Origin of the sequence: Actinomadura sp. B10D3, assembly GCF_039871695.1 — a bacterium.
Lineage (GTDB): Bacteria > Actinomycetota > Actinomycetes > Streptosporangiales > Streptosporangiaceae > Spirillospora > Spirillospora madurae.
Window position 1 is genome coordinate 152,319 of sequence record NZ_JBDPLY010000001.1, and the last position, 13,004, is coordinate 165,322.

At 69.9% G+C, this 13,004-nt stretch carries 12 protein-coding genes; 10 read left to right on the forward strand and 2 right to left on the reverse strand.

The genetic code is table 11. The features are described from left to right. Positions 1-27: 27 nt before the first annotated feature. A complete protein-coding gene (locus ABGB11_RS00615) occupies positions 28-438 on the reverse strand; it encodes a hypothetical protein (protein WP_347627600.1) in 411 nt (136 codons plus the stop codon). Between the two features lie 164 nt (positions 439-602). Then, positions 603-1,415: a crotonase/enoyl-CoA hydratase family protein gene (locus tag ABGB11_RS00620; RefSeq protein WP_347627602.1), complete on the reverse strand. Its 813-nt coding sequence runs from the start codon at positions 1,413-1,415 to the stop codon at positions 603-605. A 156-nt stretch (positions 1,416-1,571) separates the two neighbouring features. Here ABGB11_RS00620 and ABGB11_RS00625 point away from each other — a divergent pair, with 156 nt between their 5' ends. From ABGB11_RS00625 to ABGB11_RS00670, 10 genes are all read left to right on the forward strand, one after another. Then, positions 1,572-3,176, forward strand: a complete 1,605-nt coding sequence (locus ABGB11_RS00625) for an acyl-CoA synthetase (RefSeq protein ID WP_347627604.1) — start codon at positions 1,572-1,574, stop codon at positions 3,174-3,176. After that, positions 3,166-4,110 (forward strand): OB-fold domain-containing protein, encoded by a 945-nt coding sequence (locus ABGB11_RS00630; RefSeq protein ID WP_347627606.1) that lies wholly within the window; start codon positions 3,166-3,168, stop codon positions 4,108-4,110. Before ABGB11_RS00625 ends, ABGB11_RS00630 begins: the two co-directional genes overlap by 11 nt. Next, entirely contained in the window at positions 4,110-5,147 is a 1,038-nt protein-coding gene (locus ABGB11_RS00635; protein ID WP_347627608.1) for a thiolase domain-containing protein, read from the forward strand. The genes ABGB11_RS00630 and ABGB11_RS00635 overlap by 1 nt, the downstream gene beginning before the upstream one ends. Then, complete coding sequence (locus tag ABGB11_RS00640; RefSeq protein ID WP_347627610.1) at positions 5,140-6,297, forward strand: thiolase domain-containing protein; 1,158 nt, start codon at positions 5,140-5,142, stop codon at positions 6,295-6,297. Before ABGB11_RS00635 ends, ABGB11_RS00640 begins: the two co-directional genes overlap by 8 nt. 28 nt (positions 6,298-6,325) lie before the next feature. Beyond that, positions 6,326-7,894: an acyl-CoA synthetase gene (locus tag ABGB11_RS00645; protein WP_347627612.1), complete on the forward strand. Its 1,569-nt coding sequence runs from the start codon at positions 6,326-6,328 to the stop codon at positions 7,892-7,894. A 258-nt stretch (positions 7,895-8,152) separates the two neighbouring features. Further along, entirely contained in the window at positions 8,153-8,623 is a 471-nt protein-coding gene (locus tag ABGB11_RS00650) for a MarR family transcriptional regulator (protein ID WP_347627614.1), read from the forward strand. A gap of 565 nt (positions 8,624-9,188) precedes the next feature. Next, entirely contained in the window at positions 9,189-9,968 is a 780-nt protein-coding gene (locus ABGB11_RS00655) for a methyltransferase domain-containing protein (RefSeq protein ID WP_347627616.1), read from the forward strand. Positions 9,969-9,973: 5 nt separating this feature from the next. Then, positions 9,974-11,350 carry a pyridoxal phosphate-dependent aminotransferase gene (locus ABGB11_RS00660; protein ID WP_347627618.1) on the forward strand — a complete coding sequence of 459 codons (1,377 nt, stop codon included), beginning with the start codon at positions 9,974-9,976 and terminating at the stop codon, positions 11,348-11,350. 68 nt (positions 11,351-11,418) lie between these two features. Beyond that, a complete protein-coding gene (locus tag ABGB11_RS00665; RefSeq protein WP_347627620.1) occupies positions 11,419-12,141 on the forward strand; it encodes a helix-turn-helix domain-containing protein in 723 nt (240 codons plus the stop codon). A gap of 47 nt (positions 12,142-12,188) precedes the next feature. Then, positions 12,189-13,004 carry an alpha/beta hydrolase gene (locus tag ABGB11_RS00670; RefSeq protein WP_347627622.1) on the forward strand — a complete coding sequence of 272 codons (816 nt, stop codon included), beginning with the start codon at positions 12,189-12,191 and terminating at the stop codon, positions 13,002-13,004.

Consider the following 13,004-nt stretch of genomic DNA (forward strand, 5'->3'; position numbering starts at 1 on the left):
GCGTCTCGGCGCGGGGGCCACGCCGCCTCAGAAGCGCGTCATCCAGGACAGGGCGCGGGCGATGACGTAGTAGACGACGCCCGCGAGCGTCCAGTTGATGTAGAGCTGCTCCCGCGGGTCGGACCGGGTGAAGACGTCGTGGAACGGCGTGGCGAGCCAGCGCCCGGCGTCGAGCGTGGCGTCCACGAGCATGTTCGCCGGGTTGGCGTCGCCCCAGGTCAGCAGCATGCCGAGGGCGAGGATCGCGGCGGCGGCCCAGCCCGCGGCCAGGATCATCGCGCTGACCGGGTTCTGCCTGCTCCGCCGCCACCGCCGCGGCCTGCGCTCGACCACCGCGGTCTTGCCGGTCTCGTCCGTCGCCGGCCGCCGCGGCCAGAGCCGCCGCCGGGGGGTCGCCTCCGTGGACTCGCTCCGCTTGCGTCCTATGTGCAAGGCCATGGCCCGCTCAGTCCTTCCGTGACTCGCTTCGCCCCCAGCGGTGCCACGTCAGAAAAGCAACAAACCAGGCATGCCTTTTCGGACAGCCCCTAAAGCGCCATCGGCACGCGCCCCCCTGGCCGGAAGCGGCCGGGAGCGCGCGTGCGGGCGCCTCGGCGCGGCGATCACCTGCCGTGGTAGACGGGGGGCCGCTTCTCCTTGAAGGCCCGGGAGCCCTCCTTGGCGTCCTCGGAGCCGATGACGGGCCAGCCGATCTCGTCGGAGATCTTGAGGGCGTCCTCCTCGGAGAGGTGCTCGGTCTCGCGGTAGGTGCGCAGGATGGCCTGGACGGCGAGGGGCCCGCACCCGGCGATCTGGCCGGCGAGCTCGCGGGCGGCGGCGAGCGCGGTGCCGTCCGGGACGATCTTGTTGATCAGCCCCATGTCCAGCGCCTCCCGCGGGGTCACCGAACGGGCGGTGAGCAGGATGTCCATCGCGTTGGCGTAACCGATCTGGCGGGGGAGCCGGATCGCGGAGCCGCCCATGGGGAACAGGCCGCGCCTGGCCTCGTACAGGCCGAGGGTCGCGCCCTCGGCGACCACCCGCAGGTCGGTGCCGACGAGCAGCTCGGTGCCGCCGGCCACCGCGTAGCCCTCGATGGCGCAGATGAGCGGCTTGGTGGGCCGCCCTTCGCGGAGCAGGCCCTTCCAGTGGAAGTTCGGGATCTGCGCCATGCGCTCCTGGACCTTGGGGTCGGACGGCTGCTGGCCCATGGCCTTCAGGTCGGCGCCGGCGCAGAACGTCCCCTCGGCCCCGGTGAGGATTCCGGCACGCACCTCGGGGGTGTCGGAGATGTAGGCCCAGGCGTCGGCGAGACCGACCAGCATCGAGGAGCTGAGCGCGTTGCGCGCCTCCGGGCGGTTCATCGTGACGATGACGACGTGCCCGTCCCGCTCGACGATGCAGTCCTCGGTGCTGATCGGCAGTCGTTCCGCCATGGGTTCCTCCAGCTCAGATGTCAAACGAGAACAGATTCTAGTTAAGCCGTTGCCCTACCGGTAGGGGTTGAACTCCAAAACGAGAACGTGATCTACTTTGGTCGCCGGGCGCCGCTGCGGACGCCGGTGCTCAACGCGGTCACCTAGGGAGATCCGATGGGGTCATTGGGCTTTTGGCGGTTGGCGCAGGCCGATCCCGAGTGGGTAGCGGCCGTCGATCCGGACGGGACGGAGCACACCGCGGGTGACCTGCTGGCCCGCTCGAACCGGCTCGTCCACGGGCTGCGCGCGCTGGGACTGGAGAAGGGCGACGGCATCTGCGGCCTCGTCCCGAACGGCGTCGACGGGCTCGTCCTGTATCTGGCGGCGCTCCAGGCGGGCTGGTACTACACGCCGATCAACTGGCACCTGACCGGCCCGGAGATCGGCTACATCGTGGCCGACAGCGAGGCCAAGGCGTTCTTCGTGCACGAGCGCTACGCGATTGAGGGCGTGCGGGCCGGCGAGGAGATCGAGGCGCACCGGCGGTTCGGCCTCGGGGACGTCGAGGGCTTCCGCCCCTACGCCGAACTGGTCGAGGGTCAGCCCGACTCCCTTCCCGACGACCGCGGCAACGGCGCCACGATGCACTACACGTCCGGGACGACGGGACGGCCGAAGGGCGTCAAGCGGGCGCTGATGCACATCGACCCCGACGACAGCGCCGAGCTGATGACGTTCCTGCTCGGCCTGTTCGGCATCCCGCCGGGGCTCCCGGCCGGGGGCGAGCAACAGGCCCATCTGATCACCTCGCCGAACTACCACACGGCGGTCACCCAGTTCGGCGGCACCGCCCTCCACATGGGCCACACGGTCGTCTACATGGACCGGTGGGACGCCGAAGACACCCTGAGAATGATCCAGAAGTACCGCGTGAGCAATACCCACATGGTGCCGACGCACTTCAAGCGCCTGCTGGCGCTGCCCGAGGACGTCCGGTCCCGGTACGACGTGTCCAGCATGAAGTGGGCGATCCACGCGGCGGCGCCCTGCCCGGTGCCGATCAAGCAGCAGATGCTCGAATGGTGGGGCGACTGCATCTGGGAGTACTACGCGGCGACCGAGGGCGGCGGGACGATCGCCAGCCCGGCCGACTGGCGCGCCCACCCCGGCACGGTCGGCAACGCCTGGCCCATCAGCGAGCTGCTGATCGTCGACGACGACGGCGACCCGGTCCCGGCCGGGACGCACGGCACGATCTACATGAAGATGGCCGGCGTCGAGTTCGAGTACAAGGGCGACCGCGAGAAGACGGAGAAGAACCGCCTCCACAAAGAACCGGGGGGTGCGGGGGGTCGACCCCCCTCGATAGGTGGGGACTTCTTCACCGTCGGTGACATCGGCTACCTGACCGAGGACGGGTTCCTGTTCCTGTCCGACCGCAAGGCCGACATGATCATCTCGGGTGGCGCCAACATCTACCCGGCCGAGATCGAGAACGAGATCATCCTGCATCCGAAGGTCGGGGACGTGGCCGTGTTCGGCATCCCGGACGAGGAGTGGGGCGAGCAGATCAAGGCGGTCGTCGAGCCCGCCGAGGGCGTCGAGCCCGGCCCGGAGCTGGCGCGGGAGATCCTCGCCTCGCTGGAGGGTCGGCTCGCCAAGATGAAGTGGCCGAAATCCATCGACTTCATCGAGACGATGCCGCGCGAGCCCAACGGCAAGCTCCTCAAGCGCAAGCTGCGCGACCCGTACTGGAAGGACCGCGACAGTGCCATCTAACGAGGGGCCGGTCGAGCCGAACCACGTCGTCGGCTTCCCCGGCGGCTACACCCGCTCGGTCGGCCCGGTGATCGGGCGCTTCCTCAGCGAGCTGCGCGACGGCCGGATGGTCGGCGTCCGGACGGCGGGCGGCAGGGTGCTCGTCCCGCCGCAGGAGTGCGACCCCGAGACCGGCGAGGACGTCACGGACGAGTTCGTCGAGGTCGGGCCCGCCGGCACCGTCACCACCTGGTCGTGGGTGCCGCGCCCGGCGAAGGGGCACCCGTTCGACCGCCCGTTCGCGTGGGCGCTGATCCGGCCGGACGGCGCCGACACCGCGCTGCTGCACGCGCTCGACCTCGGCCTCTTCGAGGCGGGCGCGAAGCCGCCGAAGTTCCTGAAGACCGGGATGCGGGTGCGGCCGAAGTACCGCGCGGAGCGGACCGGGACGATCGGCGACATCGAGTGCTTCCTGCCCGAGGTCACCATGATCAACCCGCAGGCCTCGCTGGAGTACCGGCTCAAGGGCGGCCGGGCGCTCGGCCGGTTCCTGGAGGGGATCTCCGAGGGCCGGATCATCGGGCACCGCTGCCCCGTGTGCGAGAAGGTCATCGTGCCGATGAAGGGGTTCTGCCCGCGCGACGGCGTCCCCACCTCTGAGGAGGTGGAGCTGCCCGACACCGGCACGGTCACCACCTTCGCGGTCAACAACATCCCCGACCCGCGCGCGCCCGAGGTGCCGTTCGTGTCCGCCTACGTCCTGCTGGACGGCGCGGGCCTGACGATGCTGACGCTCGTCGCGGGCATCCCCGCCGACCAGGTGCGGATGGGCATGCGGGTGAGGGCGGCGTGGCGCCCGCGCGAGGAGTGGGACCGGTCGATGGCCAACATCAAGTGGTTCGAGCCGATCGACGAGCCCGACGTCCCCTTCGAAGAGATCAAGGACTTCATGTGATGCGTGATGTCGCAGTCGTCGCGTTCGCGCAGAGCCGGCACAGCGCCGAGGACCAGGGGCTCGCGGAGACCGAGATCGTCCTGCCGGTGATCACGGAGATCAAGGAGCGGACCGGGCTGTCCCGCTTCGGGTTCACCTGCTCGGGCTCGTGCGACTACCTCCAGGGGGCGCCGTTCGCCTTCGTCTCCGCGCTCGACACGCTCGGCGCGTGGCCGCCGATCTCCGAGAGCCACGTCGAGATGGACGGCGCGTGGGCGCTGTACGAGGCGTGGGTGAAGCTCCAGATCGGGCAGATCGACACCGCGCTCGTCTACGGGTTCGGCAAGTCGTCCCAGGGCGACCTCCGCGCGGTCATGACCCAACAGCTCGACCCGTACCACCTGGCGCCGCTCGGCGTCGACCAGGTGTCGATGGCGGCCATGCAGGCCCGTGCGTACATGGACAGGTCGGGTGTGAAGGAGGACGACCTGCGTGCGGTCGCGGCCCGGTCCCGGGCGTCCGGGCGCGACAATCCGTTCGCGCTGGACCTTCCGGAGCCCGAGGGCGACGACTACGACGTGGCGCCGCTGCACCCCTACGACGTCGCGCCGGTCACCGACGGGGCCGCGGCGATCGTCCTCGCGGCCGGCGACCGGGCCCGGGAGCTGTGCGAGCGGCCGGCGTGGATCACCGGCATCGACCACCGCACCGAGCCGCACGCGCTGGGCGTGCGCGACCTGACCCGCTCCGAGGCCGCCCGCCTCGCGGGGGAGCGGGCGGGCGCGACCGGCATCGAGGTCGCGGAGCTGCACGCGCAGTTCAGCCACGAGGAGCTGATCCTGCGCGAGGCGCTCGGCCTGGGCGACGGCGTGGCGGTCAACCCGTCCGGCGGGGCGCTGTCGGCGAACCCGGTGATGGCGGCGGGCCTCATCCGGATCGGCGAGGCCGCGTCCCGCGTCCACGACGGGACGGCGTCCCGGGCGCTCGGGCACGCCGCGTCCGGCCCGTGCCTCCAGCAGAACCTCGTGTGCGTCCTGTCGGGAGAGAAGAATGGCTAAGTCCTGTGCGGTCATCGGCATCGGGCAGACCGAGTACAAGACCAGGCGGCTGGACGTGTCGATGGCGGGCCTGGTCCGCCAGGCGGCCCGCCGCGCCCTCGACGACGCCGGGCTGACCTGGAAGGACATCGACGCCGTCGTGGTCGGCAAGGCGCCCGACCTGTTCGAGGGCGTGGTCATGCCGGAGCTCTTCCTGGCGGACGCGCTGGGCGCGACCGGCAAGCCGCTGCTGCGGGTGCACACGGCCGGCTCGGTCGGCGGGTCCACGGCGATCGTCGCGGCGAACCTGATCCAGTCCGGGGTGCACGAGCGGGTCCTCACGATCGCGTGGGAGAAGCAGTCGGAGTCCAACGCGACGTGGGCGCTGACGGTGAACGGGCCGTTCACCACGTCCCTCGTCGTCGGCGCCGGTGGGTACTTCGCCCCGCACATCCGCGCCTACATGCGCAGGTCGGGCGCCCCCGACCACATCGGGACGCTGGTCGCGGTCAAGGACCGGCAGAACGCGCTGAAGAACCCGTACGCGCACTTGAAGATCCCCGGCATCTCCCGGGAGATGGTCGAGTCGACCCCGATGCTGTGGGAGCCGATCCGCTACCTGGAGACGTGCCCGTCGTCGGACGGCGCGTGCGCGATGGTGCTGGCGTCGGAGGACGCGGCGAAGAAGGCCCCGCACCCGCCCGCGTGGGTGCACGGCACGGCGATGCGGTCGGAGCCGATGCAGTTCGCGGGCCGCGACACGGTCAGCCCGCAGGGCGGCAAGGACGCGGCGGCCGACGTGTACCGGCAGGCCGGCATCACCGACCCGCGGAACGAGCTCGACTGCGCCGAGGTGTACGTCCCGTTCTCCTGGTACGAGCCGATGTGGCTGGAGAACCTCGGCTTCTGCGGCGACAACGAGGGCTGGAAGCTCACCGAGGCCGGCGCGACGGCACTGGACGGCGACATCCCGTGGAACGCCTCCGGCGGCGTGCTGTCGTCCAACCCGATCGGCGCGTCCGGGATGATCCGGTTCGCCGAGGCGGCGCTGCAGGTGCGCGGCCGGGCGGGCGAGCACCAGGTGGACGGTGCCCGGCGGGCGCTCGGCCACGCCTACGGCGGCGGCGCCCAGTTCTTCGCGATGTGGATCGTCGGCAGCGACAGACCCTGATCTCCCCAGACGCCGGAAGGGACGTCCGATGGAGTACAACCACGCTGACCTGTTCGAGGGTGTCGCGGACGCGATCGGGGACCGCATCGCCCTGGTCTGCGGCGACCGGCGGCTCACCTACGCCGAGCTGGACGAGCACGCGAACCGCCTCGCGCACCATCTGCTGGAGGCGGGCGTCCGGCCCGGTCAGCACGTCGCCGCCCAGCTCTACAACGGCATCGAGTACGCGGCGGCGCTGCTGGCCACGCTGAAGATCCGGGCCGTGCCCATCAACGTCAACTACCGGTACGTGGAGAGCGAGCTGCTCTACGTGTACCGGGACTCCGACAGCGTCGCGCTCCTCTACGACGTGGAGTTCGAGGACCGGGTCGCGGCGACGGTCCCGGACGCGCCGAAGCTGCGGCATCTGATCGCGGTGGGCGGCGCGCCGTCCATCCCCGGCGCGGTCTCCTACGACGAGGCGGTGAAGGAGGCGGACGGGTCGCGGGACTTCCCGGCGCGCTCCAAGGACGACGTCTACATCATCTACACGGGCGGGACGACCGGGATGCCGAAGGGCGTCATGTGGTCGACCGAGCAGATCCTGCTCGGGTTCTGGAACCCGTCGCTGCCGCGCCCCACCCGGCCGGAGGACATCGTCGAGAACGCGCGCGACGCCGGGCCGCTGATCATGATGCCGGTGGCGCCGCTGATGCACGGCGCCGCGCAGGTGGGCACCTGGATCGCCTGGTTCATGGGCGCGACGCTCGTCTACACGCGCAAGTTCGACGCGGCCGAGGTGTGGCGGACGATCGAGCGCGAGAAGGTCAACTCGGTGACGGTCACCGGGGACGCGATGGCGATCCCGATGGCCGACGAGCTGGCGCGCGGGGACTACGACACCTCCTCGCTGTTCGCCTACGTCTCCACGGGCGCGATCTTCACCGGGACGGTCCGCGACCGCATCCAGGAGCTGCTGCCGAACGTGATGATCATGGACCGGTTCGGCTCGACCGAGTCGGGCTCGACGGCCGAGGCGGTCGCCGGGTCGAGCCCGGAGAAGGGCCTGCGGTTCGCGCCGGACGTGGAGAACGTGACCGTCCTGGACGACGCGCTCCAGCCCGTCAAGCCGGGGTCGGGCGTCATCGGCCAGGTCGCCCGCACCGGGCACATCGCGCAGGGCTACTACAACGACCCGGAGAAGACCGCGAGGACGTTCCCCGTGGTGGACGGGAGGCGCTGGCTGCTCACCGGTGACATCGCCACCGTGGAGGAGGACGGGTCGATCGCCGTGTACGGGCGCGGGTCGCAGACGATCAACACCGGCGGCGAGAAGGTGTTCCCCGAGGAGGTCGAGGCCGTCCTCAAGGGGCATCCGGCGGTCTACGACGCGGTCGTGACGGGCATTCCGGACGAGCGCTGGGGCAACCGCGTCGCGGCGGTGATCCAGCCGTCCGGGGAGGAGCCGTCCACCGATGACCTGGACGCGCACTGCCGCACGCAGCTGTCGGGGTACAAGGTGCCGCGCGTGTACGCGTTCGTCGCGGAGATGAAGCGGTCGCCGGCGGGCAAAGCGGACTACCGCTGGGCGAAGCAGGTGGCGCAGGAGGCGCGGTAGGGCGGCGCCGCCGGCGTGCCGGGAGGGATCGAAGAGGTCGGCCCCGAACCTTCGTGGGATCCGGGGCCAGGAGCGGACCTCTGTTAGTGGTCCTAACAAACTCATCGTAGTGGCTGCTCAGACGTGCTTCGATCGACACGGCGCGTTGCCTGCGCCACACCGGGTGGTCCCGGTCGCGGCGGGATCGATAGACTCGCCCCACGGAGTCGCTCTTGAAGTGAGCCTCTCTATCTGAGAGAAATATGGGAGAGTCAGGGAGTGTCGACCCCGGAGCGCGAACGGATGGCGGCCGAGCTGCAGACGGCCATGCAGCGCAGCACGGTGTACACGGTGCTGCTGCACCATGCCACCGCGAGCAAGGCGGGCATGAACGTCACCGACGCGCAGTGCGTGAACGCGCTGACGCTGGACGGGCCGCAGACGCCGGGCCAGCTCGCCCAGCTCATGGGCATCACGACGGGCGGCGCCATCACGGCCGTGATCGACCGGCTGGAGCGCGCCGGGTACGTCCGCCGCACCCGCGACCCCGACGACCGGCGGCGTGTGATCGTCGAGCTCGTCGAGGAGAACGTCGCCCATTTCGCCCGCTACTTCGAGCCGATCGCCCGCGCCTTCAACGAGCGCCTCGCCACCTATACCGACGACCAGGTCGCCGTCCTCCTCGACTGGATCCGCCACAACAACGCGGTCATGCCGGCCGTCATCGAGGAGATCCGCAAACTTCCCTGACCTGGAACCACCCGCTCTGACCTGAGGGGATGCGGACAGGCCCGCATCCCGGACTGTCGCGGGTGTCGATCGTGTGCGAGTCGGCTCGCATGCGAGGACCTCATAACGAAGGAGCGGGTCGGGTTTGGCCATCGCGCCAAGGACTCAGCTGGCAGAGTCGGCATCTCGCCGGAGTTCCACGCCGTCGATCTGGTCGCTCGCCGGCTTAATCCGCACCTGACGCCCGTCCGCCGGCGCACCTGCTCACGCCGCCCGGCGGATCGCCGACGCCTGCCCGCGACCAGAGGACGCCAGTCCTGATCGCGGGTCTGTTCCGTGCGCTCGTCGGCGGGCAGATCGACTCCTCGCCATTTCGACGCGTGTGTTCGTTCGTGCCTCTCCTGAAACATTCATGCCTGCGGTTTTGTCGGATCCTACAAAAACCCGATTCGGTTGATGATCAGAGGTTGCCGCGACGCGGGCCGGGTGGACGGTTCCCGACCGAAAGGCCCAAGGGATGGTGCGCGGCCCCGCGCCATGAACACGGTCAGGCAATGGCACGAAGAAGGACGGAGAACACCACTTCATGGTGCAACCCGATGAGACGTATCGTTCCTACGAGACGTACTTTGGGTCAAGGAAATACGCGGAGCGATATCCGCGGCCGAATCGACTGGCCTTCGCGCGTACGCTCCGCATGGTGCCGCCTGGTGCGACACTGACCGATATCGGTGCAGGTGACGGCCGCTACGCCATCCCGCTGGCGGCGGCGGGCCACACCGTGCTGGCGGTGGAGAGAAGTGATGCGGCCCGGGAGCAGTTGGCGGAGACCGCGCTTCTCCGGGGTTTGCAAGATAGGATCACCTGCTTCAAAGAACTCGAAGACATCGATGCGGAACTGGCCGCAAAGAGCGAACTGTCGCTGCTCTTCTTCGGTGTTCTTTCGCACATGGCCCACCAGGAGCGGGAGATCGTCCTCAAGACGATTCAGAGCATGGCGAACGGTCAGGCCAACGTGATCGGGTCGGTTCCGAACACGTTCCGCCGGTACAGGAAGGAGCGGCGGAACGCTCCGGTCGACGATCTCGGCAGCGCGCCGCGGTTCATGTACACGCACCACCTCGACGGCGCCCGCCGCAAATTCGCTTATACCGCCTTCTCGCCGGAGCAGCTGCGGGAAGAGTTCACCCAGCATGGCTGGGAGTGTGTACAGATCAAGACGGAGTCCGTACTGAGCGAGAGGAAGATCACCAGGAGCCCGGTGGTCGGATGGGGCGATGCGCTCGTTTCTCGTATGACTCCCTGTCGCTTCTCCCATGCGATCTTCTTTCATATCAGGTCGCCCGAAACCGCGGCTCTCAAGTAATGCCGATGACCGCGGCCGGCCCGGGCCGCACGTTCGCGCAACCTGGGCCGGCGGCCGTCTCGATCGAACAAACGGACGGCCGCCGGCCGAAATTTGGAGTTCGCATGCCTTCCATGGTCAATCGTCTGAACAGTGAAGCCCGAAAGGTTGCTCCCGTCGCCGCGAATCTGGCGGCGCACGAAATCGTCAAACAGCGGCAGCTGGCCGGGCTCTCCACACTTCCTCTGGCGTTCGGTGAGAGCGGGCTGCCCGTCCACCGTGCGCTCAAGACGGAACTCGCCGCCGCGGTAGGCCTCAACGCCTACGGTTCGGTCGACGGAGAGCGAGAATTCCGGGAGGCCGTGGCCGGATACTTCCGGCGCCGGGGGGTCGTGGCCGAGCCCGGGCAGGTCGTCGGCGGCCCCGGGAGCAAGCCTTTGCTGTTCGCCATCATGCTCGCGCTCGGCGGCGATGTGGTGCTCCCCCGTCCGAGTTGGGTCAGCTATGCGTTCCAGGCTCAACTGTGCGGCGTCCGGCCGTTGTTCACGGCGATCCGCCCAGGTGAGGGAGGGGTGCCTGATCCTGAAGAGATGACGGCGCAGGTCACGCGCGCCCGGAGGGAGGGACGGAAGGTCGGCTCGGTGATCCTCACCATCCCTGACAACCCGACCAGCACGCTGCCGCGCCCCGAGCTCGTGGCCGATCTGTGCCAGGCGGCACGGGAGCTGGATCTGACCATCGTCTCGGACGAAATCTACAGGGACCTGGTCTTCGACTGTGACCACGAATTTCCCAGCCCTTCCAGATACGCGCCCGAGCGCACCGTCATCACCACGGGATTGAGTAAGAATCTCGCGCTCGGGGGCTGGCGGGTCGGCGTCGCTTTCGTGCCGGATCCCGAGCTTCGTACGAGGATTCTCGGCGTTGCCAGCAACATCTGGAGCACCTCGTCGAACCCCATCCAGCGCGCCGCCACGCTCGCATTCCGGGAACCACCCGAGATCATCGAGCACGTGACGGCATCCCGGAGGCTCCATGCGGAAGTCGTGACGGCGATGGCGGCCCGTCTCGCCGAAGCCGGAATCCCGGTGCCGAAACCGAGAGCGGGTTTTTATCTCTATCCCGACCTGGAGCCGCTTCGGGCGAACATGAAGACCCCAACTTCCGCTGATCTCGCCCGCCTGCTTCTCGAGGAGCACGGTGTCGCCGTTGTCCCCGGGAGCGCCTTCGGTGAAGACCCACAGGCGCTGAAGGTGCGGATGGCGACAAGCCTGCTCTACGGCCAGGACGATGCCCAGCGTGAAGCGGCTCTGGCCGCCCCGGCGCCCACGTCCCTTCCCTGGATAGCCGCAGCCCTCGACCGGGTCACGGACGTCCTCGGCAGCCTGGCCACCTCACCGTGAAGCGCGCCGACGGCACGCGGGTCGGGGGCCGCACCCAATAGCCTCGGTAGAGGAAGGAGGCGCGCGGCATGCCGATCGAGAGCGACCACCGCGGGTCCGACTCGCCGTACATCGCGCGTGTCTGGCGCGGGCGTGCGAGCGGCGCGGGCAGCCTGACGTCCGTCGCGACGTCCAACTGGGAGCTCGTCTTCTGGGAGGACGAGGGCATCCCGCACGCCGCCGTCCGGGGACCGGAGACCACCGCGACGGCCGTCGAGCCGGCCGGGGACTCCGAGTCGTTCGGGATCACGTTCGCGCACGGCACGTCGATGCCGCACCTGCCGGTCGCCCGGCTCGTCGACGCCGAGGCGGAGAGCCCGCACGTCGGCCGGCGCCGCTTCGTCCTGCGCGGCGAGGAATGGGAGATCCCCGGCTACGAGAGCGCCGAGGACTTCGTCGACAGGATCGTGCGCGCGGGCGTGCTCACCCGCGACCCGCTGGTGGACGAGGTCGTGTGGGGAGGCATCGCCAAGGTCGGGACCCGGTCCGTGCAGCGGCGCGTCGCCACCGCCACGGGCCTGACCCGGGGCGCGATCCGGCAGATCGACCGCGCCCGGCACGCGGCGGTGCTGCTCGCGGAGGGCGTGACCGCCCTGGAGGTCGTGAACCGGCTCGGCTACTACGACCAGCCGCATCTGGCGCGGTCGCTGCGGCGGTTCATCGGCCGTACCGCGACGCAGTTGCAGGAACGCGACGCCGCGGGCGAGCCCCTGTCGCTTCTGTACAAGCCGGAGGGCGACACGCGTCTCTAGTGTCGGTGCCGATCGGGCGGCAACCGACACCAGAAAGGCGCGACGTCATGTTCCAGGGCACTGTGACCTCGGCGGATGGCACCACCATCGCCTACACCGCGTGGGGCGACGGTGATCCGATCGTCCTCATCGACGGCGCGACCGCGCATCGCGCCGCCACCCCGGAGAACGCCCAGACGGCGGAGCTGCTCGCGGGCGAGTTCCAGGTGATCAACTACGACCGGCGGGGGCGCGGGGAGAGCGGGGACACCGCGCCCTACGCGGTCGAGCGCGAGTTCGAGGACCTCGCCGCGATCATCGAGCGGGCGGGCGGCGGCCGTCCGGCGACGGTGTTCGCCTGGTCGTCCGGCGGCCACCTCGCCCTCAACGCCGCGCAGGCCGGGGTGCCGATCGCGCGCCTGGCGCTGTTCGAGCCGCCGGTCATCGTCGACGACAGCGCCCCGCCGCTGCCCGCCGACTACGTCGAGCGCCTCGACGCGGCCGTGGCCGACGGCCGTCCGGGGGACGCCGTGGCCCTGTTCATGACCGCCACCGCGGGAATGCCCGAGGACGTCGTCGCCGAGATGCGCGGGAGCGACTTCTGGCCCGCCCTGGAGGCGGTCGCGCCGACGATCGCCTACGACGGCCGCAACGTCGGGGACACGATGTCCGGCAAGCCGCTCCGTGCCGACCTGTGGTCCGGCGTCCGCGTCCCGGTGCTCGTCCTCCACGGCCGCGACACCTGGCCGCACCTCGCCGCCGGCGCCAAGGCCCTCGCCGCCCATTTGCCGACCGCCACGCTGAAGGCGGTCCCCGGAGAGGACCACAGCACGACCGCCGACGTCCTCGCCTCCGTCCTGCGCGATTTCATCCAAGGAGCCTGA

Bases quoted from the DNA above. Each gene is read 5' to 3' on its own strand.
- ABGB11_RS00640 (WP_347627610.1), top strand. From the start codon at position 5,140: ATGGCTAAGTCCTGTGCGGTCATCGGCATCGGGCAGACCGAGTACAAG.
- ABGB11_RS00660 (WP_347627618.1), top strand. From the start codon at position 9,974: ATGACCGCGGCCGGCCCGGGCCGCACGTTCGCGCAACCTGGGCCGGCG.
- ABGB11_RS00620 (WP_347627602.1), bottom strand. From the start codon at position 1,415: ATGGCGGAACGACTGCCGATCAGCACCGAGGACTGCATCGTCGAGCGG.
- ABGB11_RS00625 (WP_347627604.1), top strand. From the start codon at position 1,572: ATGGGGTCATTGGGCTTTTGGCGGTTGGCGCAGGCCGATCCCGAGTGG.
- ABGB11_RS00670 (WP_347627622.1), top strand. From the start codon at position 12,189: ATGTTCCAGGGCACTGTGACCTCGGCGGATGGCACCACCATCGCCTAC.
- ABGB11_RS00615 (WP_347627600.1), bottom strand. From the start codon at position 438: ATGGCCTTGCACATAGGACGCAAGCGGAGCGAGTCCACGGAGGCGACC.
- ABGB11_RS00655 (WP_347627616.1), top strand. From the start codon at position 9,189: ATGGTGCAACCCGATGAGACGTATCGTTCCTACGAGACGTACTTTGGG.
- ABGB11_RS00645 (WP_347627612.1), top strand. From the start codon at position 6,326: ATGGAGTACAACCACGCTGACCTGTTCGAGGGTGTCGCGGACGCGATC.
- ABGB11_RS00635 (WP_347627608.1), top strand. From the start codon at position 4,110: ATGCGTGATGTCGCAGTCGTCGCGTTCGCGCAGAGCCGGCACAGCGCC.
- ABGB11_RS00665 (WP_347627620.1), top strand. From the start codon at position 11,419: ATGCCGATCGAGAGCGACCACCGCGGGTCCGACTCGCCGTACATCGCG.